Here is a 23,444-nt window from a genome sequence, read left to right on the forward strand (position 1 = left end):
GAGTGCCTAGACCTGCTTGAGCGCCTGGCCGAGGTCGCGGATCAGGTCCTCGACGTCCTCCAGCCCCACCGAAAGCCGGACCACGCCGTCGCTGAGCCCGATCGCCGCGCGGCCTTCCGGGCCCATCGCGCGGTGCGTGGTGGTGGCCGGGTGCGTGATAAGCGTCTTGGCATCGCCCAGGTTGTTGGAGATGTCGATGATCCGCAGCGCGTCCAGGAGTGCGAACGCGGCCTGCTTCGCCGTGCGCCCGGGGGAGGGCTGCAGTTCCAGGGTGAGCACGGTCCCGCCGGCCTTCATCTGCTGCACTGCGAGCGGGTACTGCGGGTGGGACGGCAGCAGCGGGTACTTTACCCAGCCGACCGCAGGCTGTCCCTCGAGCCATTCGGCCAGCCGCAGCGCGGAGGCCGAGGAATGGTTGACGCGCAGGGCCATGGTCTCCAGGCCCTTGGTGAGCACCCAGGCGTTGAACGCCGAAAGCGCCGGACCGGTGTGCCGCATGAGCTGCTTGACGGGCCCGTCGATGAATTCCTTGGTGCCCAGGATGGCTCCGCCCAGGACGCGGCCCTGGCCGTCGATGTGCTTGGTGCCGGAGTAGACCACCACGTCCGCGCCGAGGTCGCCGCAGCGCTGGAGCAGCGGGGTGGCGAAGACGTTGTCAACCACCACCGTGGCGCCGGCCGCGTGCGCCAGTTTGCTCACGGCGGCGATGTCCACGATTTCCTGCATCGGGTTCGACGGCGACTCGAAGAACACCGCGGTGGTCGGCACGGACAGCGCGGACTGCCACTGCTCCAGGTCCGGACCGTCTACGAAGACCGTCTCGACACCCCAGCGCGGCAGGATTTCGTTGAGGATCACGAAGCACGAGCCAAACAGCGAGCGGGCCGCGACCACCCGGTCGCCGGCCGCCAGCAGCGCGCCCAGGGCGGTGAAGACGGCGGACATGCCGGACGCCGTCGCGAAACACGCCTCCGTTCCCTCGAGCAGCCGCAGCCGCTCCTGGAAGGTGGCGACGGAGGGGTTGCCGTAGCGGGAGTAGACGAAGCGCTCGTCCTCCCCGGTGAAGGCGCGCTCGGCGGCGGCCGCGGACTCGTAGACGAATCCTGAGTTGAGGAAGATCGGCTCGGTGGTCTCCTGGAAGCCGGTGCGGTCAAGGCCGCCACGGACAGCCTGGGTGTCGGCCGCCCAGCCGGCGGCGTCGGGATTGAAAGTCACTTAGATCTTTCCGAGGTTGGTGGGCAGGCCGCGGTTCTTCCAGCCATTGACGGTGCGTTCGCCAAAGCGGTCGGTCTCGCCTTCGAAGCCCTCAAGGACGTTGTACGAGGTGTAGCCGGCGGCCGTCGCGGCCGTCGCGGCGCCGATCGACCGGGCACCGGAACGGCAAAGGAACACCAGTTCGACGGCGGTGTCCGCCGGCGCCTGCTGCCTTAGCTGTTCCACGAAGTGCGGGTTCGGCGTGCCGCCGGCAAGGTTCCACTGGATGAAGAGCGGATCGTTGCGGCTCTCGCCCGCGGCCGCGGTGTCCGGGATGCCGATGTGGGCCCATTCGCCTTCGGTCCGGACATCCACCAGGATGGCTCCGGCCTCCAGCTTGGCCCACGCCTCCTGCGGGCTGAGGTCTCCGGCGTAGCTCATGCGTGGCCCGCGAAGGCTCCGTCGGCGCCAAATTCGTCGGCGTCGAGCTCATCAACCGCATTGGCCACGGCGGCGTCCGCACTGGCAATCGCGGCCGGCAGGACCAGCGCCTGCGCCACGATCACGGTGCTTCCGTTGAAGCTGGCGGCGGGGCTTCCATGCAGCACGTAGCCCTCGGCCAGGGCGGCTGACACCCGCTCGCAAAAGGCGCGGTCATCCGCGCCGGTGAACAGGCGGTAAGCCAGCCTCTCCGCGCCGGGTGCTGAACCGGGTGTGGCTGTTGTGGGTATTGACGTCTCGGGCACGACGGATCTCCTCTTTCACGCTTGCAGCTCGAATTCTCGAATGCCGAGTATTCACCTGAGGCACCCCGCCGCGAAAGGGAGGGTTGCCGACCGGCCAGTCAGGGCTTGGCACCGGTTCTCATTACTCCCCAAAAACGTAACACCTGCGACGCCGGCCCGCACCGCCGCCGTCGTCATGTTCCGTAACCGGACCGCGGCCCGGGCGAGTAGTGGCGGGCTCCAGTTTCGGGTACAGCCCACTCGTGTCTGCCGGGACGTTTCGCCGTCTACTGGGGGGATTAGGTCCGACGAGTCGGCCGGAGCTGCAGGTGATTCGAGCAATGTGTGAATCGAGCAGTCCCGGAATCGACTCGCCTGTCCATCAACAAGCTGTCTGGGAATCGGTGGCTGGAACGGTCGGAGCCGCAGCCGCGGTCCGGCCGGTGACGGCGGAATGGAGCAATCGTGGGCCCGCGCATACTCGTTACCGGGATTACAAGCGCCGCCGGACGGGCCGTCGCGGCCCAGCTCGAAGCCCGGGGCCTCCCGTACCTCGGCTCCGACGCCCGCGCCGACACCCGCCAGGCCGGGGAGGCTCCCGCCGCCGCGGTCAGGCTCCTGCCGGCGACGAACCCGGACATGGTCCTGGACCTGCGCCGGGTGGTGGACCGCGAAGCCATCAACGTCATCATTCCGACCCTCACCGTGGAGCTCCCGGTCCTGGCCGCGGCCCGCGCCGGATTCGCCCAGGACGTGCGGATCATCGTGGCCGACCCCGCCGCGGTGGCCCTCGCCAACGACCACCTGTTCACCACCTGGGCGCTGCAAGCCGCCGGCATCCCGGTGCCCCGGTTCGCGGTTCCGGGCGACCTCGCCGCCGCGCCGGCATCCCTCGCCGGCCTCAGCGGCCCCGTGGTGGTCAAGCCTCGGGTCTTCAAAGGCTCCCATGGTGTCCACCTGCTGGCCGGAACCGGCTCCGTTAGCTGGAAGAACATGCCGGCGGGGCAACTGGTCCAGGAATTTATCCCGGGTGCCGACTATGTGTGCCTGGTGTTCGGCACCCCGGCACGCAACGCGATGGCGCCGGTGGCGGTGGTCCTCGAGAAGACCAGGACTCCGTATGGACGCGCCGGCAGCGACGAGGTCAGCCGCAGGGTGCCGGCGAACCAGGCCGGGGATGTGCGCAAGCTGGGCCTGGCCGCCGTCCGCACGCTCAGGCTGGCCGGGCCGGTCCAGGTCCAGATCCGCCGCCGCACCGACGGAACGCCCGTGGTGCTGGGTGTCTGCGCGACCCTGGGGGAGAACAGCACCTGGGCCCCGGAAATGCTCGACGCCGTGCTCGCAACATTCATGCTCCCGGCGTTCAACCCGGCCTCGTTCCGCCGGTGCCCGGCAGTGCCCGCGGACGCCCTGGGGTGAGCGTTCCTATTCGATGGTCGCGAAGAGGGCGTTGAGTTCGGCAGTGAGCTGGCGCCGGAGTTCCGGGGTGCCGATTTCCTGCCCGTCGATGTGGTTCACCGGGGCCAGGAGCCGGATGCTGGAGATCAGCCAGACCGCGTCGGCGTCCAGCAGGTCCTTCGGCTCCAGCGGGCCGTAGCCCAGCTCCCAGCCGGCGGCCTTGGCGGCGGTGAACAGGGCGCCCTGTGACGTGCCGGGCAGGATGCCGCTGTCCAGCTGGGGCGTGATGAGCCGCCGGACGGTGCGGACTCCGCCGGCGCCGTCGTCCGAGGTTTCCAGGTGGGCCAGCAGAACGGTCGACGTCGGACCCTCCAGCACCCTGCCGTCCGCGGACGTGAAGATGACGTCGTCGGCGCCCTGCCGGTGGGCGTAGCGCAGCGCCGCCATGTTCACGGCGTAGGAAAGGGTCTTGGCGCCGAGCAGGAGCCACGGGGCGCGCTCGCCGACTTCACTGTCGTAGCCGCGGTCGAGCAGGATGACGTCGATCCCGGTCTCGCGCTGCCGCCGTCCCGCGGCGGCCGGGGCGGAGGCCTGGACCCAGCACGTGGGGGCAGCCGCGCCCTCCGGCCCGCGGGTGACAATCAGCTTCACCACCACCTCGTCCTGCGCCGCGCCGCCCGGTGCAGCCGCGGCGGGTTCCTGCCCGCGGAACTCGCGGATGGCGGTTTCCACCGCCCGTCGCCATGCATCCTCGGCGGGGATGTCCAGCTCCAGAAGCCGGGCCGAGCCAGCCAGCCGGGTCAGGTGCGCCTGGATCTTGCGGGGCCGGCCGCCGACGGCCAGGAGGGATTCGAAAACGCCGTCGCCCCGGGTGGCGCCCAGGTCCGTGGCCATCAGCTGGGGCTGCGACGCGTCGGCAACGCGGCCGCCGTCGAACGCCGGGTCGAGGAAGACCAGAACGGTCGCGGGCGCAGGAACAGGGGCAGGAGTGGTCATGGCTAAAGCTTAGTCTCGGTGGTCCCGGGATAGGATTTGGGCACTGCCCGTTCGGAACTGTTCCGCGTGGCTTGTACGTTGAGGGGTTCGCCTGTGCTGTGGCCATTTCCGCTGGCGGAGACTTTACCGTCCTGGGCGATTCTGATTTTGACGGTGATCGACTTCGCCATCCGGGTGCTGGCACTGGGCATCATCCCCGGAAACCGGCGGCCCACCACCGCGATGGCGTGGCTGCTGGGCATCTTCATCGTGCCGACCATCGGCCTGCTCCTGTTCCTGCTGTTCGGCAACTTCCGGCTCTCCCGCAAGCGCCGCGCGCAGCAGGACGCGGTCAATACCCGAGTGCGCGCCGGGACCTCGGAACTGGCGATGCTGGAAAGCCGCTACGCCGGACCCGAATGGGTGGCTTCCGCCGCGGAACTGAACAAGACGCTGGGCTCGCTGCCGATGGTGGACGGTAACCAAGTGGAGCTGCTGCCCGGCTACCCCGACTCCATCAAGGCGATGGCCGCGGCGGTCCGCGGCGCAAAGTCCTTCGTCAACGCCGAGTTCTACATCATGAGCTCGGACCACGTCACGGACGATCTGCTGACCGCGCTGGAAGAGGCCGCCGAGCGCGGCGTCGAGGTCCGTGTCCTGTTCGATCACCTTGGCACGCTTCGCATCAAGGGCTATCGCAAGCTGATCGCCCGGCTCAAGGCCAGCAAGATCCGCTGGCGGCCCATGCTGCCGCTCAGCCCGCTGCAGGGGCAGTGGCGCCGACCGGACCTGCGCAACCACCGCAAGATCATGGTGATCGACGGCGAGATCGCCTTCACCGGATCGCAGAACCTGATCGAGCCCTCCTACAACAACCCCAAGCACCGCAAGATCGGCCGCGAATGGGTCGAGCTGATGGCCTGCCTGCGTGGACCGATCGTCACCACGCTCAACGTCGTCTTCGCCACGGACTGGCTCAGCGAGACCGACGAATCCATTGAGGAACAGCTCGCGCACCGGCCCGAACTGCACGCCGGCAACATCACCGCCCAGGTGGTGCCCAGCGGCCCCGGCTTCATCACCGAAAACAATCTGCGGCTCTTCAACACGCTGATTTACTCGGCTCAGCGCAAGATCTCGATCTGCAGCCCGTACTTCGTCCCGGATGACTCGCTGCTGTATGCGGTGACGACGGCGGCGCAGCGCGGCGTCGACGTCGAACTCTTCGTCTCGGAAAAGGGCGACCAGTTCCTGGTCCACCACGCCCAGCAGTCCTACTATGAGGCGCTGCTTGAAGCCGGGGTGCGGATCTACCTCTACAAGGCCCCCTTCGTGCTGCACGCCAAGCACTTCACGATCGACGACGACGTTGCCGTGCTGGGTTCCAGCAACATGGACATGCGCTCCTTCTCGCTGAACCTGGAGGTCTCGGTGATGCTCCTGGGGGAGGACATCGTGCGGCGGATCAGCGCCGTGGAGGACACCTACCGGGGCATTTCGCGCGAACTTACGCTCGAGGACTGGATGAAACGTCCGATGGGCGTCAAATACGTGGACAACGTCGCGCGGCTGACGGCCACCCTGCAGTAGCCGGGGGCGGCGGGACAGCCGACTCAGCCCGTGGGAAACCCGGCGCCGAGCGCCGAGAGGACACCGAACGCTTTGGTCCGGATTTCCTCGTACTCCTCCTGCGGGGTCGAATCGGCGGTGACAGCGCCGCCGACGCCGAGACTCAGTTCCGCGGCACCCTCGCCGAGGGCGCTGACCACGAGGGTCCGGATTGCCACGGCGAGGTCGGCGGCCCCGTTCAGGGAGAAGTAGCCGATCGCCCCGGAGTACACGCCGCGCGGCGCGGCCTCCAGCCGGTCCAGGATGGCCATGGTGCTGACCTTCGGGGCGCCGGTCATCGAACCCGCGGGGAAACAGGCCGCGACTGCCTCGGCCCGCGGCATCCCGGGCCGCAGCCGGGCATCGATGGTGCTCACCATTTGGTGCACGGTGGCGTAGCTCTCGATCGCGCACAGCCGGCTGACGGCCACCGAACCCGGGACGGCAAAATGGCTCAAGTCGTTGCGCAACAGGTCCACGATCATGATGTTTTCCGCCCGGTCCTTGGCCGAAGATTCCAGTTCCTCGCGCAGCGCGGCATCCGTGCCTGGGTCCGTGTCCCGGCGGCGCGTGCCCTTGATCGGCTCGGCCCGCATCCTGCCGTCCGCGGCAATCTGCAGGAACCGCTCCGGCGACGTGCTCGCCACGGCGAGCCCGCCGAACCGCAGGAAGCTGGCGAACGGGGCCGGGTTCCGGCGCCGCAGGTCCAGGTAGGCCGGCCACGGATCCACGCCCTGAGACCCCGCGGGCGAGGCAGCCGTGAGCACCGTGGTCAGGCAAACCTCGTAGGTGTTTCCTTCCGCGATCTCACGCTGGGCCTCGGTGACCTTCGCCTTGTAGCCGGCTTCCGTGTCCCGGGCGGCGAAGCGCGGGGCGGTGGGTTGCGGGGCGGTGGTTTGCGGGGCACTGGCGCGCTGGGCCGGGGAGGCATGCGCGGCCACTTGCGCCGACGCGGCCGCGGTGACGGCCGTGCGCGCCGTCTCAAGCCAGTCCCCGGCGTCGGGTGCGTCCAGGGTCAGCAGCCAGGCTGTGCCCTCGGCATGGTCAAGGACCACGGCACGGCCGGCGAAGATCAGGCAGGCGTCCGGGGTGGCGGCGGTGACGTCGCTCCCGCCGGTTTCGCGCTTGAGCTCGTAGCCGAGGTACCCGAGCCAGCCCAGGGTGAACTCGCACGGGTAGGCCTCGGGTGCGCGGAGCGCGCGGCGGCCCCACACGCCGTCGAGCCAGCGGAAGAACGGGCCATCGGTGGTCACGGTGGCCTGGCCCGTGCTGACGCGGGTCCGTCCGGAACTGTGCCGGACGGCCTGGCCGAAGCGGCCGCCGTCGTCGGCCAGAATGCTGAAGCGGCTCCGCTCCGCGGCCTCCGGGGCCAGTCCTGCCGGGTCCAGGGAGGAGTCGAGCCACACGGCGTCGGGTGAACCGCCAAAGAGCGACGCAAACAGCTGCCCGGCCTCGGGCCGGGCCTCGACCCGTTCTGCCAGCAACTGCAGCCCGCGCCGGGCGGCGAGTTCGGGCAGCAGGGCGGGGGCGACGGCGGGAAGGTACTGAAGGGCCTGCAGGACGTCGTCCGGGGCGGTGCCGTCCGCCAGGTTGAGCACGTGCACATCCGCGCGGGCCGGGACGTCATCGGCCGCCAGCCACTCCGCTTCCTGCGCAGCCCACTGGTCCCAAAACGGTTCGTAGGTGTCGCCGTCCCGGGCCAGCGCCCGGGCCCGGCGGTCCGCGTCGGAGGAGTCCGCCCAGATCACGGCGTCCAGCAGGGGCACTGCGGCCGCCGCGGCGGCACCGACGCCCTCCACCAGGACGATTTCGGCCGGGCGTGTGGTGCGGGTCTCGCCGTCGTAGTGCCGTGCCCAGTCCCAGCTGACCCATTCCGCGTTCTCCCCGCGCCGCAAGGGCGAAAGCACGGTGGTGACGTAGCGTTCGATCCCCGCCGCCAGCCCGTTCCAGCCGGGATAGATGTCCTCGAGGTGGAAGAGCGAGACCTTGTGGTGCTCCCTCAACCGCGCCGCCAGTTCGATGGCCAGGGTGGTCTTGCCGGAGCCGGAGCGCCCGTCGATTGCGATGATGACGGGTGCGGGGCTCATGAAATAGAGCGTACCGGCTGCTGTGCATTGGGTTGATCACTGCCGTGATGTTGCCCGTCCTGCCGCTCAAGCTCGATGCGTACGTGCTGCACAATCCCCGGAAGGGAGGGCCGGATGAGGTTCCAGGTGGTGTCGAAGTCGGTGTGGCCGCCGTACCACGGGTCCTCGATGCCCTGCTCCAGCGGGTCCTCGTCCGCCACGGCGGGGTCGAAGCTGCGGAGCATGCGGATCTTGGCCAGAGAGTCCCGGTCCGGTGCTGCCTGCCGGAGCCAGCCGTAGTGGTCGACGTCGAGGGCCAGGATCAGATCCCGGCTCGCGAACCATTCGGGCCGCCATTCGCGCGCCACGTGGCGGTCCGAAGCGATGTTCTGCGCCGTGAGTTTGCGCGCTGCCCGGGGATCGATGGGCCGGCCCGCCTCATACGCGGTGGTGCCGGCGGAATCGACCACGGCCCCCGTGAGGCGCTCGGCCCGGAATGCCTCCGCCAGCATAAGTTCCGCCATCGGGGACCGGCAGATGTTTCCGGTGCAGACCGCGATGATCCGGTACTGGCTCGACATTGAGGTCATAGCTAAGCATGAACGATCCCGGGCCTCTTGGCTAGCTGGCCCCCGCGAAGTATTACAAAAGATGTCAACTGACTTTTACTTATTGTCATGCCCGGGCGCGGGTTCGGCCGGGTCGAGTCCAAGGTGCCGGACCAGCGCGTCGAGGACCGGCAGCTGGCCCTTGACCAGCCTGGACCGGGCTGCGGGCTCGGCGGTCCATTCCGCGCGGTCGATCTCGGGGAAGCTTCCGATTGTGCCCGATCCCCTCGGCCACTCCAGCTCGAAGGTGTTGCTCACGATGCGTTCGGGCTGGAAGTCCGCTTCCGCCGTGAAGACCGTGATGATCTTGCCGGAGGGCTGGCGGAAGTCGCCGAGCCGATGGTACTCGGCGGCGGGTGCCGGTGTGCCGATTTCCTCCGCGAACTCGCGGTGCGCGGCCGCCAGGGGGTCCTCGTCGGCGAGGTATTCTCCCTTGGGGATGGACCAGCCGCGGGCGTCCTTGCGGGCCCAGAACGGGCCGCCCATGTGGGCTATCCAGAGCTCGAGCTGCGGTGCGCTGCCGGATGGCGGCGCCCCGCCGGGCGGGGACGCACTCCTTAGCCGGTACAGCAGAAGGCCTGCGCTGCGAACGGTCATGGCTCCCTCCTGCCCCAAGGGTATTCCCTCAGTGCTTGAGCGGCCGCGATCAGGCTGCCGGCCCCCACAGTGCCTTGCGGAGCAACCCCTTGAGTGTCGCGATCTCCGGGGCGCTGAGGCCGGCCAGGGCGGCGGATTCTGCGTCCCGCGCCGCGGCCTCGGCCCGCCGGAAGAGGGCTTCCCCCTCCGGGGTCGAGGAAACAATCTTGGCGCGCCGGTCCAGCTTCCCGGGCGCCCGGATCACCAGCCCGCGCTTCTCCAGCTCGTCGATCAGGGCGACAATCTGGCTCGGGTCCAGGCTGAGGAACTCGGCCATCTCCCGCTGGGTTGGTTCCAGCCCGCTGTTGGCCAGGGCGAGCACCGAGTAGGAGCGCTCCTTGAGGTCGAACGCGGCCAGGGCGCGGTTGTTCAGGACCGACCCGCCGGCATGCAGCTTGGCCAGCAGGAAGCCCGCGTCCAGGCTGATGGTTGCCGCCGTGAGCTTCTCCGCAGGCTCGGTGCCCGGCCCGTCGTCAACTTCGGTCGCCATGCCCAACTCCAATAGTCCAAAAAATAAATCGTTGACTTTTTCAACTATCCATATTTTCATGGATACAGAACAGCATCCCACGCCGCGGGGCCGGATGCACAAGGCAGCTAGCAAAGGAGCGGCAATGAGCCTGTCAGGAAAAGTAGCAATCGTCACCGGAAGCGGACGGGGCCTCGGCCTGGCCTACGCCCGGGAACTGGCCCGCCAGGGCGCCGCGGTCGTCGTCAACGATGTGGACGCCGAGGTCGCCGCCGACGCTGTCCGGACGATTCAGTCCGACGGCGGCCGCGCAGCCGCCGTCGTCGCCCCGGTGGGCAGCTCCGACGTCGCCAAGAGGCTCGTGCAGGCAGCCGTCACCGAGTTCGGCCGGCTGGACATCCTGGTCACCAACGCCGGCATCCTGCGGGACAAGAGCCTGCTGAAGATGACGGACGAGGACTTCGACGCCGTGATCAACGTCCACCTGCGCGGCACCTTCACCTGCGCCCGGGAGGCCTTCGGCTACTTCAAGGAGCACGGCATTCCCGGCCGCATCATCACCATCGGCTCCCCGACGGGCCAGCGCGGCAACTTCGGACAGACCAACTATGCCGCCGCGAAGGCCGGAATCGTGGGCATGGTCCGCACCTGGGCGCTGGAAATGAAGAAGGCCGGCGTCACCGCCAACGCCGTCATTCCCGTGGCCGCCACCGCCATGACCAAGACCGTCCCGTACTTCCAGAAGGCCGTCGAGGCCGACGAACGCGGCGAGGCGATGCCGGCCTTCTTCCGCCACGACCTCGGGTTTGGCACGGCCGGCGACGTCGCCGGGCTGGTGGCCTTCCTGGCCTCCGACGCTGCCGCCGGCGTCACCGGCCAGGCAATCGGAGCGGGCGGTGACCGGCTGCAACTCTGGACCCACCCCGACGCCGCCGCCACCGAATACCGCGAGGGCGGCTGGGGCTACCAGGATCTCGTGGAAAACTTCGGCGCGCTCTTCGGGGACAAGCTGCAAAGCGTGGGCGAGGACTTCCTGCCGCTGCCGGCGGAACTGCAGCCCGAACCGGCCGAGGTCCGCTGAGATGGCTGCCCGGCGCTACGAACCCGGCATCGACGCCGCCTCACTCGATGCGATCGACATGCACGTCCACCTCGAAGTGGACGGCCACGGCCACGAGTCCCTTCCGGCGGCCCTGACCGAGGCCTCCGCCAAGTACTTCAAGGCCGAGGACCGCAGCCCTTCGCTGGACCGGATCGCCGAGGTCTACCGCGAACTGAACATGGCCGCCGTCGTCTTCACCGTCGACGCCCGGACCCAGCTCAAGCACGAGCCCAACAGCATCCCGGACCTCATTGCCGGGGCGGCGCGGAACAACGACGTCCTGATCCCCTTCGGGAGCGTGGACCCCCGCACCGGCGCCGAGGCGATCCAGGGCGCCAAGCACCAGGCAATCGACCTCGGCGCGCGCGGGTTCAAGTTCCACCCGAGCCTGCAGGGCTTCGACCCCTCCAACGAGCAGTTCTACCCGCTCTGGGAAACCCTCCAGGAACTGGGCCTGCCGGGCATCTTCCACACGGGACAGAACGGCATGGGGGCCGGGCTCCCGGGCGGATACGGCATCAAACTGGCCTACTCCAACCCGCTCCTGCTCGACGCCGTGGCCGCGGACTTCCCGGAGCTGCAAATCATCATGGCCCACCCCTCGGTGCCGTGGCAGGACGAGGCCAACTCGATCGCCACGCACAAGGCCAACGTGTTCATCGACCTCTCCGGCTGGTCCCCGAAGTACTTCCCGGAGTCCCTGGTCCGGATGGCCAACTCGGTCCTGCAGGACAAGGTCCTGTTCGGCACCGACTTCCCGCTCATCACCCCGCAGAAATGGCTGGGCGCCTTCGCGGACCTGCCGCTGAAGGACGAGGTCCGGCCCAAGATCCTCAAGCACAACGCCGTCCGCCTGCTCGGGCTCGGTGGCTGAGATGCCCGTCGAAACCGCGCCCCAGACAACAGCCCAGGAGCGCCTCTACAGCGTCTGCGACTACTACGACGCCGAATCCCTCCTCACCGACGGGGAGCGGAAAGTGCTGGGGCGGCTGCGGGAGTTCCTGGACACCCAGGCCCGCCCGCTCCTGGCCGACTACTGGGAGCGCGGCGAGTTCCCGGACCAGCTCGCCCGGCCGCTGATCGATCTGGACCTCATGGAACCGGCGGAACTGACCGGCGTCCCGGGTGCGGGTCAGACGCCTGCCCGGGGCATCTACCAGGGCTTCCGGATCTTCGAACTCGCCCGCACGGACGCCTCGCTGGCCACCTGGTACACGGCCCAGGCCGGGCTGTTCCGGACCGCCATCCGGGTCGGCGCCTCCGCGGAACAGCAGGCCGACTGGATGCCCAGGGTCATCGACTTCTCGCTCAAGGGCGTCTTCTCGCTGACCGAGCCGGAATCCGGCTCCGACATCGCCGGCGGACTCGCGACGACGGCCCGCAGGGAAAAGGGGTGTGAGGCTGGCCCGGACGGCGACACCTGGGTCCTGGACGGCGCCAAGCGCTGGATCGGCGGCGCGGCAACGGCCGACGTCCTGGCCGTCTTCGCCCGCGACGTCGCCGACGGCCAGGTCAAGGCTTTCCTCGTGGACCGTGAGGCGGCCGGAGTGACCCTGGAGAAGATCCACGGCAAGACTGCGCTGCGGATGATGCAGAACGCCCACATCACCCTCGACGGCGTCCGCGTCCCCGAGGCCAGGCGGCTCCACAACGTGAACTCGTTCCGGGACGTGGCGGCGATGCTGCGGGCCATGCGCTCGGACGTCGCCTGGATCGCAGCCGGCATCGCGGCAGGAGCTTTCGAAGCCGCGCTGCGCTACGTCTCCGGGCGCCGGCAGTTCGGCCGCCCGCTCGCGTCCTTCCAGCTCGTCCAGGAAAAGCTCGCCCGGATGCTCGGCAACGTCACCTCGGCGCTGTCCCTGGTGGTCCGGCTGACTGAACAGCAGGAGAAGGGCATCTACCGGGACCAGGACTCGGCCCTGGCCAAGATGCAGACCTCCCTGCTGATGCGCGAGACCGTGGCGCTGGCCCGCGAAGTGGTGGGCGGCAACGGCATCATGCTCGCGGCCGACGTCGCACGGTTCCATGCCGATGCCGAAGCCGTCTACTCCTACGAGGGGACCCACGAGATCAACGCCCTGATCGTCGGCCGGGCCCTCACCGGCCACAGCGCCTTCACCCACTGACGCTCTTCACCCACTGACGCTCTTCACCCGCTGACGGCGTTCCGCCGTCGTCGGACACCCAAACCCAACCGCTCCAGGAGCCAAGATGCCCAACCTCGTCGTCGACTTCGACAAACTCCTCACCCTCGCCGGCACCGACCTCGGCGCCACCGACTACCGCGAAATCACCCAGGAACAAATCAACAAATTCGCCGACGCCACGGGCGACGACCAGTGGATCCACGTGGACCCGGAACGCGCCAAGGACGGCCCCTTCGGAGCCCCGATCGCCCACGGCTTCCTCACCCTCTCGCTCATCATCCCGTTCTGGGGCGAGCTGTTCGACGTCGACGGCGTCACCACCAAGGTCAACTACGGCCTCGACAAGGTCCGCTTCACCTCCCCCGTCAAGGTGGGTTCACGCATCCGCATGCGGGCCACCATCGCGGAAGTCACCGAGGTCAAGGGCGGCGCCCAGATCAAGGTCGCCAACACGATCGAGATCGAAGGTCAGGAACGCCCGGCCGTCGTGGCCGAGTTCCTCGCCCGCTTCTACAAGTAAACCGCCACACCCCTTCACCATCCCCCTCTGCCATAAGGAACAACGATGTCCCAAATTTCGCAGTTGCAGGCCATGGACGCGGGTACGCGTCGCCGTGAAGCACGGACCGTCATCGCCTCCAGCTATCTCGGCAGCACCATCGAGTATTACGACTTCCTGCTCTATGCCACGGCCGCCGCGGTGGTCTTTCCCAAGGTGTTCTTCTCCGGCGCGGATGAATGGGTGGGGGTGGTGGCCGCGTACGGGACGTTCGCCGCCGGCTACGTGGCGCGGCCCCTCGGCGGCATCATCTTCGGCCACTTCGGCGACCGGCTGGGACGCAAGAACATGCTGATTGTCTCGATGCTGGTCATGGGCATCGCCTCCACCCTGATCGGACTGGTGCCCGGGGCCGCGGTAGCCGGAGCCTGGGGTGCCGTGATGCTCGTCATCCTTCGGGTCTGCCAGGGCATCGCCGTCGGAGGGGAGTGGGGCGGCGCCGCCCTCATGGCGCTGGAGCATTCGGAATCGGGCAAGCGCGGCTTCGCGGCCTCGTTCGTCAACGCCGGCGCCCCCACCGGCGCGGTGCTGGGCACCCTGGTCATGGGCGCGTTCGCGGCCCTGCCCAACGAACAGTTCCTGGCCTGGGGCTGGCGCGTGCCGTTCCTGCTGTCCTTCGTCCTGCTGGGCATCGGCATGTTCGTCCGGCTCAAGGTCTCCGAAAGCCCCATCTTCAAGGCGGCACTGGAACAAGAGAAAGCCGAACGGGAACATGCCGAACGGGACAACACCCAGCCGACGGTGCCGGGCAGCGCGTCGGCGCGCCGGGAGATTCCGCTCCTGCAGGTCCTGCGCCGGCCCAAGACTCTGATCTTCACCATGCTGGCCGGCGCGGCCGGGTTTGCCCTCCAGGTGGTGCTGGCCACGTTCTCCGTGACCTACGCCGTGTCCAAGGGCGCGGACCGGCAGGGCGTGCTCTACGCCTTCGCGGCCGCCTCCTTCGTGTCCATCGCCTTCGTGATCATGGGCGGCCGGCTCTCCGACAAGCTGGGCCGGCGGCCCGTCATGGTCGGCGGCCTGGTGCTCTTCATCCTTTACCTCACACCGATGTTCCAGCTCCTGTCCTCCAACAACATCGGGCTGATCTTCGTGGCCTTCGCCGTGGGCCTCATGATCCATTCCACCCTGTTCGGCCCGCTCGCAGCGTTCGTGTCCGAGCAGTTCGGCACCACCTCGCGCTACACCGGCGCCTCGCTGGGCTACCAGCTCGCCACGCTCCTCGGCGCGGGATTCACGCCGGGCATCGTGGCGCAGATCTTCAAGGACTCCGGACAGGACACCGCCGCCGTGGTCTGGTACCTGGCCATCATGTCCGTCGTGTCGATCGTCTTCATCCTGCTGACGCGAGAGCCCAAGAACAACGATCTGCAGGCTGTCCGGTCCTAAGCCGGCCCGCTGGCGCTACCGTCTAACTAGAAAGGATTTTCCGTGGAGAATTTTGGCATCGGCTCGTGGCTGCAACGGCGCCGCCCGAAGTCGGGCACCAAGACCGCAATCATCGCCGGGGAACGCAGTCTCAGCTACATCGAGCTCGCGGACCGTTCCGCCCGGCTCGCGAACGCCTTCCGGGACCGCGGCGTAGTCAAGGGCGACAGGGTGGCCTACCTGGGCGAAAACGATCCCTCCTTCCTGGAGACCCTCTTCGCCGCCGGCCTGGCCGGGGCGGTCTTCGTCCCGCTGAACACCCGGCTTGCCCCGCCCGAGATCCAGTTCCAGCTCCGGGACAGCGGCGCTGTCCTGCTGGTCCATTCGGCGGCGCTCGCGGTGCTTGCGGAACGCGGCTCGGCGGAGACCGCTGTGGGTTCGCGGATCGTCGTCGACGAGTCGACAGTGCCAGCCAAAACAGTTCCCGATTCAATGCTGCCCGATTCAACGGTTCCCGACGGCGGGGCCAACGGCGGTGCTGGCCGGGGAACCGCCGTGGAGGCGTATGAGGCCGTCATTGCGTCCGGTGCGGCGCTGGCGCCGGACGAGCCCGTGGGCCTGGACGACGCCGCCATGATCCTCTACACCTCCGGAACCACCGGAAACCCCAAAGGCGCGCTCCTGACCCACGGCAACATCACGTGGAACTGCGTCAACGTTCTGGTCGATTTCGACTTTGCCTCCACCGACGTGGCCCTCATGATCTCCCCGATGTTCCACGTCGCCTCCCTGGACATGGGCGTCCTGCCCACGCTCCTCAAAGGCGGCACCGTGATATTGGAGGCCAAGTTCGATCCCCGCCGGACGCTCGAGCTGGTCCAGCAGCACCACGCAACCACCATCAGCGGGGTGCCCACGACGTACCAGATGCTGTGCGAGCACCCGGACTGGGACGCCACGGACCTCAGCTCGTTGAACAAACTGACCTGCGGCGGGTCCGCGGTGCCGATGCGGGTCCTGGAAGCCTACGAGCGGAGGGGGTTGCGCTTCTCCAACGGCTACGGCATGACCGAGACGGCCCCGGGCGCCACCACGCTGCCGGCGGCGAGGTCCCGGGACAAGGCCGGGTCCTCCGGACTGCCGCATTTCTTCACCGATGTCCGGGTGGCCGATCCCCTCGACCCGGCGTCCGGGCCCGCTGCGCCCGCAACGGTGGGGGAGCTCCAGATCAAGGGTCCCAACGTCATCCACCAGTACTGGAACCGGCCCGGGGCCTCCGCGGATTCCTACACAGCGGACGGCTGGTTCAAATCCGGTGACATGGGCTACAAGGACCCGGACGGTTTCGTGTTCATCTCCGACCGGCTCAAGGACATGATCATTTCCGGCGGGGAGAACATCTACCCGGCCGAGGTGGAGCAGGCCATCGCCGAGCTCGACGCCGTCGGAAGCGTCGCGGTGATAGGGATGCCGGACGAGAAATGGGGCGAGGTGCCGCGGGCCGTGGTGCTGCTGCGGGAGGGCGCCCGGCTCACGGAAGAACAGCTGCGCTCCCACCTGGAGGGCCGGCTGGCGAGGTACAAGATCCCCAAGTCCGTCGTCTTCGTGGACGAGATGCCCCGGACAGCGAGCGGCAAGATCCGGAAGGCGGACCTTCGGAAGCTGGCGCCCGGCCCCGTCTGACAGGGGAGCGGGGACGCTTTTGGCACGAGCGTAGGAAGCACACGGAAAGACCGGGGCTGCGGTGAAGCAGCCCCGGTCCTGCCTGTGCCCGGCCGGCCGGGCGGCCGCTAATCGACCGTGAAGATCCTGATGACCACCCGGCCGGGCCGCCGTTCGCCCGACCCGAGCATGAGGCGGGTGTTCAGCCAGTCCAGGGCGGGGGAGGCAGTGGTGAGCCGTGGCCAGCAGCGGAAGTAGATCTTTGAAGGGTCGACGGCGGAGCCGGAGTTCAACAGCTCGATGTCCCGGGCCGAGCCGTGCCGGAGAGCGGTGTTGTGCACGAAGATCCGCTCGCCGTCGTCGGTTTCCAGGACGTACCGGGCGTCCAGCTCCGTCAGCGTGGCGCTCCGGAGGAGCTGGTAGTCCGCGCCGCCCGGGAGGACCCGCCCGTTCAGGACCGGCCCGCTGACCGTTCCGCCGGTGATCGGGATGACGCGCCGGTGGCCTTCCGGTGTTGGCCCGACGTCGATCGGCTCGGCGACGGTGACGGAGAGTTCCGCAAGGAAGGTCAGCCCGGGTGCTTCCGGGGCTCCAGGCGAGGGCGCCGTCACAGGATTCCAGCCGTCAGCCGGCTGGGGTGGCCCTCGCCGAACAGGATGGACTGCCGGGCAACGAGTGTCTCGGCGGAGTCATAGGCCAGCTTGCCCGTGTTGAGGTTCCGGTCCCAGCGCGGGTGGCAGCTGGAGGTGACCTGGACGCGGAGCCGCTCGCCGGGGGCAAAGGTGCAGGCCGTCTGCCAGAGACTGACCGTGTATTCGTACGGCCGGCCGGGTTCGATCGGGGAGGGCTCGTGGCCGGCTTCCCACAGCCCTGTGCCCGCATAGCTGTCCCGCCAGGACGCGCGGACTATGCCGTCGGCAATGCCCAGGGATGTCCCATCTGGAGTGACCCGGCAGAGCCGCACCACGAAGTCTGTGTCCACGGCGGTGGAGGCCGCGAAGAACGTGGCGCTGACCTCGCCGAACAGGGTGACCGGCTCCTCGAACGCCTCTGCCGTAAAGGTCAGGACGTCGGCGCGGGCCTCCACGGCGTGCTGCGCGGCCGGGCCTGCGGGGTACACCCCGTGGATCATGGTGGCGCCGCCCGCGGCGGGGACCGGGTCCAGGGGGTCGGAGTCGTAGCCGCCGGAACCGCCGGATCCCGGCGTGTCCTGCAGCGTCCCGTCCGCGCCGAGGAACCAGGCGCGGTGGCTGCGCGGCGAAGGCAGCTCCTCAAAACCGCGCCACTGGTTTTCGCCCATGAAGTACAGCAGGACCGGCGGCACCTGCCGCAGCCGCTCCGGCTCGCCCTTGAGGACGGAATCGAACCAGGCCGTCTGGAGCCCGGAAAGATCCCCCAGGCCGTTCATCATGCCCCCGGCAGCGTTCACCCCGAAGTGCACATCCGGGTAGCCGGCGGAGAAGTTCGTGTGGGTCCAGGGGCCCACGATAAGCCGGGGCGCGGGCGCGGCCCCCGTTTTGCTGTGTTCGAGCTGCATCGAGTACTGGGAGAGGGTGCTGGGGCAGAAGATATCGAACCAGCCGCCGATGTGCAGCGTCGGCAACGGCACCGGCTTGCTGGATGCTTCGTCCCACAGGCGCGTGAAGCTGTTGCCCGGCGACTCCCCGGCCGAGGGGAGGACATGGCGGTTCATGAATGTGCCAAGCTGTGCCGAGAGATCCCGCAGCGGCAGGGTGTCGAAGGCGCTGCCGTCGGAAAATGAGCGGTCCAGATCCAGCCACGCCTGTAATTCCTTGCCCTGCCGTTCCGGGTCGTCCGCATATTCGCGGAGGAGCTCGCTGGCCGAGACAGAGGCATGGCCCCAGCTCAGCCGGCTGCCGAGCTCGTAGGCCCCGCCGCGGTACAGGGAACCGTTGTTGGCGTTGGCTCCGGCGGAAATGCCGGGGGAGAGGGCAGCGAGCCCCTTCGGGGCGAGGGACGCCGCCCGCCACTGGGTCTCCGCGAAGTACGATCGGCCCCACATCCCCACGGCACCATTGGAGTACGGCAGCAGTGCGGCCCACTCGACGGTCGCGGCGCCGTCGGACGCTTCATTGGCGGACGGGTCGAAAACCCCGTCGGAGCCGAAGCGCCCGCGGCAGTCCTGCATGATGACCACGTAGCCCGCCGCCGCGACGGTTACGGGGTTGAAGTAGGCGGAGTTGACGGAGAGGTCACGGCCGTAGGGCGTCCTGGTCAGCAGCACCGGGCACGGTTCCCCGTCCGCTGGCCGGTACACCGTGGATCGCAGGATGGTGCCATCCGGCATCCGGGTTTCGATGTCTTGTTCAATCAGCACAGGCTTTAGCGCGGGGCTCGGTGTCACGGAAGGTTTCCTCACTGGCGTGTTCAGGGCGTGTGGGTGTTCGAGGGCTGTGGGTTGTTCACGACGGGAGGGGAACGGCCGAGAATCACCCGGCCGTTCCCCTCCGCTTTTGTCCTGGGATCAGGATTTAAGCGTTCGCGGATTCCCTGGTCCCCAGCGCCTCGGTGGGGACGTTGTAGGTTTCCTTGACCCAGATTGCGGTGACGGCTGCCGAGGCAAGGCAGCAGGCCGCGGTGAAGGCGGCCACGGGAATCCATCCGGTGGGGCCGGGCTGTACGATGGCCGCGGCGATGGCCGGCGCGAAACCGGTGACGACGAGCCCCAGCTGCGAGGCCGTGGCGGCGCCGGAGTAGCGGATCTTCGTGGGGAACATTTCGGCCGTCATGGCCGGGCCCAGCGGGTTGACCATCCCGTAGCCCACGGTCATGAACAGGATGCCGCTGGCGAAGATCAGCGGGATGGACGCGGTGCTGATGGACCAGAAGTAGGCGAAGGCGGCCGCGGCGCAAATGATGTTGCCGGTGATGAAGACCGGCTTGCGGCCGATCCGGTCCGCGAGGATGCCGGCGTAGGGCTGGGCGATGATGCCCAGGGCGGCCGTGGCGATGGTGACCCCGAGCATGGCGGCGGACGGGATCCCGAATTTTCCGGTGGCGTAGGCCAGCCCGAAGGCCGCGAAGACCGACGACACCACGCTCCAGAGCCCAAAGAAGATGACTTTGACGATAGTGCGCCAGTGGTCGCGGAGAACCACCTTGATGGGCAGTTCCTCCTCGGTTTCCGCTTCCTTCGCGGCTTCGAACACCTCGGATTCGGGCAACCGGAGGCGGATCCAGAGCCCGACGGCGACCACCAGGATGCTGGCGAGGAACGGCAGCCGCCATCCCCAGCTGAGCAGGTCCTCCTGCGGCAGGAGGGACACAGCCAGGAAGGCCAGGGAGGCGAGCATGATCCCGGCCACGGCGCCGGTGTTGACCCAGCTGCTGTAGAAGGCCCGCTTATTGCTGGGCGCATGTTCCATGGTCATGGTGACGGCGCCGACTGATTCGCCGGCCGCGGAGGCGCCCTGAAGCGCGCGCAGGACGACCAGGAGGACCGGGGCGGCCGCGCCGATGACGGAGGCCGGCGGCAGGCAGCCGATGAGGAAGGTGGCCACGCCCATCACCACGAGCGTCAGGACCAGCATCTGGCGCCGTCCCATGCGGTCGCCAAAATGGCCGATCACGCTGGCCGCGAGGGGGCGGATGACGTAGCCGATGCCGATGGTGGCCATGGACAGGATGGTGCCGAGAGCGGGATCGATGCCGGGGAAAAAGATCTTGTTGAAAATCAGGGCGGATGCCGAACCGTAGATGAAGAAGTCGTAGTACTCCAGGGTGCTGCCGATGAAGCTGGCGGTGGCGGCGCGGCGGGCATGTTTGGTTCCCTCGGCGGAAACGGGGCGGGCCTGGTCCGCGGGCGGCGTCAACGGCGTCGGCGGAACGATGGGACCAGCGGTCATTGCGGATCTCCTAGGTGGGCAGGGATATGGCGCGAAAGGTGGGGCTGGGGGAAGATCTTGGGCTCGCATGCTGAGCAGGGCGGGCGGGGTCGGCTGTGGCCTCCGTCACTCTGGTGCAATAGTATGCACTTAAACTGGCGTCCGTCAATCTAAGTGCAAAATAAAATGATGGCGGATGTGACTGGCATGATGGAGGCGTGATGAGCGAGCGGCCGGCCTCCCTGCCCGGCATGGACCCGGACCTGGCCATCGACTTTCCGCGGCCTTTGAAGGGGCCGTCCACCCAGCACCAGCTGCTCACCCTGCTGGTTGACTACTGGTTCAAGAGCGAGGCATGGCTGCCGTCCCGGCTCATCGCCGCCCTGGCCGCGGGCCTGGGAATCACGGCCTCGGCGTCGGCGACGGCGTTGAGCCGCCTGGCGTCCCGGGGCGTACTCGAACAGTCCAGTGCAGGGCGAACGTCGCGCTACCGGATCACCCCGGGGGCGCGCAACCGGCTCCGCCACGGCCTCGAGCAGGTCTCCGTCTTCGGCGAACAGTCCCGCCAATGGGACGGCCACTGGACCGTCATCGCGTTTTCGATTCCGGAGACGTCGCGGGATGTCCGCGAAATGTTCCGCTCACGCCTGCGTTGGCGCGGATTCGCGCCGCTGTTCGGGGCGCTGTGGGTGTCTCCGCGGGACCACGCCGAGGAACTCGAAGAAACCTGCAAGGGCTACGGCGTGGACGACTACGTCATCTTCCGCACCGCTGAATCGAGCCTCCGCGGCAAGCGGCTCGTCGAGGCCTGGTCACCGCAGGAGTTCAGGGAACAATACCGGCCGTTTACCGAAAAATTCACGCCCTGGGCCGAACGCCTCGACGCCGGAACGGTCAGCCCGGCGGAGGCCTTCAGGGCCAGGACCGAGCTGATGGACGCCTGGCGGGCGTTCCCGTGGAGCGACCCTGATCTTCCCGCCGAGCTCCTGCCGGAAGCCTGGCCGCGGACCGAGGCCAGGGAACTCCTTGTCCGCCTCTACGACGGGCTCGCGGACGCTGCCACTGCCTACGTCGAGGAAATCGTGGCCCGGGAAGCTCCCGAACTGGCGGGAACGGCGCAGGCGTTGTCGGTGGCGCCCGGGCTCTGACCTGCCGCCGGTGCCGGGACGCCGGCGGCCGCGGTGCCTAGTGGATTGCGGCCAGGAGGACGCCGACGCCGACGAAGAGCCCGCCGAACGTCCGGTTCAGGACCTTTTGTCCGCGGGCGTCGCGGGTGAAGCGCTGGAAGGACCGGGCCGCAGCCGCGAAGAAGAACCACATGACCAGGACGTCGATCACGATCACGGTGGCGGCCAGGACCACGTACTGCGGCAGCAGCGGCTGCTCCGGCCGGATGAACTGCGGCATGAAGGCCAGGAAGAAGACCACGGCTTTGGGGTTGAGCAGATTGACCCAGAGGCCACGGCGGAACATGGACAGGCCCGGCTCGTTGCGCAGGGCCGCGGCCTTCTCCTGGTCCAGGTCCGGTTTGTGCAGGAACTGCCGGATGCCAAGGTAGACCAGGTAGGCGGCGCCGGCGTAGCGGATCACGTTGAAGGCAACCGGTGAGCTCGCCACGAGCACCCCGACGCCGAGCGCCACGATCAGGATGTGCACCACGAGGGCGGCCTGCTGGCCCAGGATGCCCCAGAGGGACCGTCGGAATCCCGAGTTCAGGGAGTTGCTCATGGTGTTGATGGCGCCCGCGCCGGGAGTGAAGCTGATCAGGACGCCGGCGCCGGCCAGGGCCAGCCAAAGGGAGGGTTGCACCAGGTAAGTTTACGGTCCCGGCCGTGGCGGGTCCGATTGATGACGGGAGTCAGTCGCGGCGGAGGCCGTAGCTGAGAATCATGTTGCCTTTGCTGGTCTGCTGGGACGACTGCAGCTCCAGCCGGGTGAGGGCATCGCCGTCGTTGAACAGCCGCCGCCCGCTGCCGGCGATCACGGGATGGACGATCAGCATCAAGGTGTCGAGCAGCCCGGCGAACAGTAACTGGTGGACCAGCGAAATGCTGCTGAAGATCCCGATTTCGCCGCCGTCACTGTTCTTCAGGGCCGCGACGAAGTCTTCCAGCGGGCCCTCGATCAGGCGTGAATTTTGCCATTCCAGCTCGCCTGTCAGGGTCCGGGACGCGACAAATTTCGGCAGCGGATTGATGAATCCGGCAAAGTCCGCGTCGCTTTCGGCGTTGGGCCAGTATTCTGCCCATTGCTCGTAGCCCACGCGGCCGAGGAGCGCAGTGTCGATCCGGCCCATCATCTCGCCCATCCCGGCGCCGAGCTCCTCGTCGAAGCTGTCGAATTGCCACTTGAACGGGTCTTCAACCACGCCGTCCACAGAGCAGAAAAGGCCGGCCGTCAATTTGCGCATGGGTTTCTCCTTGCCGTGGTCTCCAGTGCAGATGTCTAATGCACCCTATCCGCAGACCCGGAAGCAGGGAATGGCTGCCGGGTACTCGACGGTGAATGCCCCGGAGGCCGGCCGTGCCGCCAGGATCGCGGGCCTTGGGCGTGCAAGGGCGCGCCCAAGACCCGCTAAGGGTTAGCCGTTGGACGTGTAGCCATCCGTGGCGGTGTCCCCGGGGCCGCCATGGCCGCCGCCGGGGCCGCCCTGGCCTTCCTGGGTTGCGGTCACCGTGAAGTTCGCATCCAGCAGGACAGTGGCGCGCGTGCCGTCCGCCTTCGTGATGTGGGCTTCGTAGGTGGCGCCGTCGGCGTCGGTCTCCATCCGCTCGATCGTCGCATCCGGCTGGGCGGCCTTTACCGCCGCCTCGACCTTCGTGGCGGTGTCGCCGGTGAGGACCTCCTCGGTCTTTCCGTTGGCCTGGTGCGGGCCGCGCTGGCCCCCGGTGCCGTAGCCGTCGGTGGCCCGGGTCGAGGACGAGCTGCCGGTGGAATCGGCAGCCATCGCGGGGATGGCCGATGCGCCGATGGCGCCGCCGCCGATCACCGCAGCGAGCATGATGCCCGCGGTGGTCTTGTTGATCTTTGCCATGGTGAAACTCCTTTGCTGGGGCCCGGGCTTCCGGGCCGGCCGAGGATTCGG

Annotated in this window: 23 protein-coding genes and 1 riboswitch; of the genes, 9 read left to right on the top strand and 14 right to left on the bottom strand. The window is 68.3% G+C overall.

The window, feature by feature from the left end; all coding sequences use genetic code 11:
- Window positions 1-6: 6 nt before the first annotated feature.
- Genes ARTB_RS11660 through ARTB_RS11670 form a run of 3 tightly spaced genes read right to left on the bottom strand, consistent with a single transcriptional unit; the run spans window position 7 to window position 1,940 of the window.
- A complete protein-coding gene (locus ARTB_RS11660; RefSeq protein WP_028275399.1) occupies window positions 7-1,215 on the bottom strand; it encodes an O-succinylhomoserine sulfhydrylase in 1,209 nt (402 codons plus the stop codon).
- Window positions 1,216-1,635, bottom strand: coding sequence for a rhodanese-like domain-containing protein (locus ARTB_RS11665; RefSeq protein ID WP_243180575.1), 420 nt, complete (start codon window positions 1,633-1,635; stop codon window positions 1,216-1,218). It abuts the gene before it with no gap.
- Window positions 1,632-1,940 carry a DUF1737 domain-containing protein gene (locus ARTB_RS11670; RefSeq protein ID WP_243180576.1) on the bottom strand — a complete coding sequence of 103 codons (309 nt, stop codon included), beginning with the start codon at window positions 1,938-1,940 and terminating at the stop codon, window positions 1,632-1,634. The genes ARTB_RS11665 and ARTB_RS11670 overlap by 4 nt, the downstream gene beginning before the upstream one ends.
- Window positions 1,941-1,952: 12 nt before the next feature.
- Window positions 1,953-2,066: riboswitch (SAM riboswitch) on the bottom strand.
- Between the two features lie 318 nt (window positions 2,067-2,384).
- Between ARTB_RS11670 and ARTB_RS11675 the strand changes: the two genes are divergently transcribed.
- Window positions 2,385-3,338, top strand: coding sequence for a hypothetical protein (locus ARTB_RS11675; protein ID WP_243180577.1), 954 nt, complete (start codon window positions 2,385-2,387; stop codon window positions 3,336-3,338).
- A 6-nt stretch (window positions 3,339-3,344) separates the two neighbouring features.
- Here the strand turns inward: ARTB_RS11675 and ARTB_RS11680 are convergent, their stop codons facing one another.
- Window positions 3,345-4,313: an aminodeoxychorismate lyase gene (locus tag ARTB_RS11680; RefSeq protein ID WP_243180578.1), complete on the bottom strand. Its 969-nt coding sequence runs from the start codon at window positions 4,311-4,313 to the stop codon at window positions 3,345-3,347.
- 93 nt (window positions 4,314-4,406) lie between these two features.
- Here ARTB_RS11680 and cls point away from each other — a divergent pair, with 93 nt between their 5' ends.
- Window positions 4,407-5,882: a cardiolipin synthase gene (cls, locus tag ARTB_RS11685; protein ID WP_028275402.1), complete on the top strand. Its 1,476-nt coding sequence runs from the start codon at window positions 4,407-4,409 to the stop codon at window positions 5,880-5,882.
- 23 nt (window positions 5,883-5,905) lie between these two features.
- Here the strand turns inward: cls and pabB are convergent, their stop codons facing one another.
- The 4 genes from pabB to ARTB_RS11705 all read right to left on the bottom strand — a co-directional run bounded on the left by pabB (window position 5,906) and on the right by ARTB_RS11705 (window position 9,700).
- Window positions 5,906-7,987 (bottom strand): aminodeoxychorismate synthase component I, encoded by a 2,082-nt coding sequence (gene pabB / locus ARTB_RS11690; protein WP_243180579.1) that lies wholly within the window; start codon window positions 7,985-7,987, stop codon window positions 5,906-5,908.
- On the bottom strand, window positions 7,984-8,556 hold the full coding sequence (locus tag ARTB_RS11695; protein ID WP_243180580.1) for a low molecular weight protein-tyrosine-phosphatase: 573 nt from the start codon (window positions 8,554-8,556) through the stop codon (window positions 7,984-7,986). The genes pabB and ARTB_RS11695 overlap by 4 nt, the downstream gene beginning before the upstream one ends.
- A gap of 75 nt (window positions 8,557-8,631) precedes the next feature.
- Window positions 8,632-9,171 carry an NUDIX domain-containing protein gene (locus tag ARTB_RS11700; RefSeq protein WP_243180581.1) on the bottom strand — a complete coding sequence of 180 codons (540 nt, stop codon included), beginning with the start codon at window positions 9,169-9,171 and terminating at the stop codon, window positions 8,632-8,634.
- Window positions 9,172-9,220: 49 nt separating this feature from the next.
- Window positions 9,221-9,700, bottom strand: coding sequence for a MarR family winged helix-turn-helix transcriptional regulator (locus ARTB_RS11705; RefSeq protein ID WP_028275406.1), 480 nt, complete (start codon window positions 9,698-9,700; stop codon window positions 9,221-9,223).
- 124 nt (window positions 9,701-9,824) lie between these two features.
- Between ARTB_RS11705 and ARTB_RS11710 the strand changes: the two genes are divergently transcribed.
- From ARTB_RS11710 to ARTB_RS11735, 6 genes are all read left to right on the top strand, one after another.
- Entirely contained in the window at window positions 9,825-10,760 is a 936-nt protein-coding gene (locus ARTB_RS11710; protein ID WP_243180582.1) for an SDR family NAD(P)-dependent oxidoreductase, read from the top strand.
- A gap of 1 nt (window position 10,761) precedes the next feature.
- Window positions 10,762-11,655, top strand: a complete 894-nt coding sequence (locus ARTB_RS11715) for an amidohydrolase family protein (protein ID WP_243180583.1) — start codon at window positions 10,762-10,764, stop codon at window positions 11,653-11,655.
- A 1-nt stretch (window position 11,656) separates the two neighbouring features.
- A complete protein-coding gene (locus ARTB_RS11720) occupies window positions 11,657-12,907 on the top strand; it encodes an acyl-CoA dehydrogenase family protein (protein WP_243180584.1) in 1,251 nt (416 codons plus the stop codon).
- An 85-nt stretch (window positions 12,908-12,992) separates the two neighbouring features.
- Window positions 12,993-13,448, top strand: a complete 456-nt coding sequence (locus ARTB_RS11725; RefSeq protein ID WP_090952699.1) for a MaoC family dehydratase — start codon at window positions 12,993-12,995, stop codon at window positions 13,446-13,448.
- Between the two features lie 45 nt (window positions 13,449-13,493).
- The gene (locus ARTB_RS11730) at window positions 13,494-14,873 is read left to right on the top strand and encodes an MFS transporter (protein ID WP_243180585.1); all 1,380 of its coding nucleotides are present in this window, start codon (window positions 13,494-13,496) and stop codon (window positions 14,871-14,873) included.
- Between the two features lie 42 nt (window positions 14,874-14,915).
- The gene (locus tag ARTB_RS11735; RefSeq protein ID WP_243180586.1) at window positions 14,916-16,535 is read left to right on the top strand and encodes an acyl-CoA synthetase; all 1,620 of its coding nucleotides are present in this window, start codon (window positions 14,916-14,918) and stop codon (window positions 16,533-16,535) included.
- Between the two features lie 107 nt (window positions 16,536-16,642).
- Here ARTB_RS11735 and ARTB_RS11740 read toward each other — a convergent pair whose 3' ends face one another.
- The 3 genes from ARTB_RS11740 to ARTB_RS11750 form a co-directional block, all read right to left on the bottom strand.
- A complete protein-coding gene (locus ARTB_RS11740; protein WP_243180587.1) occupies window positions 16,643-17,125 on the bottom strand; it encodes a DUF3237 domain-containing protein in 483 nt (160 codons plus the stop codon).
- The gene (locus ARTB_RS11745) at window positions 17,122-18,879 is read right to left on the bottom strand and encodes a CocE/NonD family hydrolase (protein ID WP_243180588.1); all 1,758 of its coding nucleotides are present in this window, start codon (window positions 18,877-18,879) and stop codon (window positions 17,122-17,124) included. Before ARTB_RS11745 ends, ARTB_RS11740 begins: the two co-directional genes overlap by 4 nt.
- 127 nt (window positions 18,880-19,006) lie before the next feature.
- Window positions 19,007-20,380, bottom strand: a complete 1,374-nt coding sequence (locus ARTB_RS11750) for an MFS transporter (protein ID WP_243180589.1) — start codon at window positions 20,378-20,380, stop codon at window positions 19,007-19,009.
- Between the two features lie 200 nt (window positions 20,381-20,580).
- On the opposite strand from ARTB_RS11750, the gene ARTB_RS11755 reads away from it, so the two are divergent.
- Window positions 20,581-21,507, top strand: coding sequence for a PaaX family transcriptional regulator (locus tag ARTB_RS11755; protein WP_028275415.1), 927 nt, complete (start codon window positions 20,581-20,583; stop codon window positions 21,505-21,507).
- Between the two features lie 37 nt (window positions 21,508-21,544).
- On the opposite strand, the gene ARTB_RS11760 is transcribed toward ARTB_RS11755, so the two are convergent.
- From ARTB_RS11760 to ARTB_RS11770, 3 genes are all read right to left on the bottom strand, one after another.
- Window positions 21,545-22,168: a LysE family transporter gene (locus ARTB_RS11760; protein WP_028275416.1), complete on the bottom strand. Its 624-nt coding sequence runs from the start codon at window positions 22,166-22,168 to the stop codon at window positions 21,545-21,547.
- 49 nt (window positions 22,169-22,217) lie between these two features.
- Complete coding sequence (locus tag ARTB_RS11765; protein ID WP_243180590.1) at window positions 22,218-22,769, bottom strand: dihydrofolate reductase family protein; 552 nt, start codon at window positions 22,767-22,769, stop codon at window positions 22,218-22,220.
- Between the two features lie 171 nt (window positions 22,770-22,940).
- Window positions 22,941-23,393, bottom strand: coding sequence for a hypothetical protein (locus ARTB_RS11770; protein ID WP_243180591.1), 453 nt, complete (start codon window positions 23,391-23,393; stop codon window positions 22,941-22,943).
- Between the last annotated feature and the right edge of the window lie 51 nt (window positions 23,394-23,444).

The organism is Arthrobacter humicola (assembly GCF_022803015.1).
Taxonomy (GTDB): Bacteria; Actinomycetota; Actinomycetes; order Actinomycetales; family Micrococcaceae; genus Arthrobacter; species Arthrobacter humicola_A.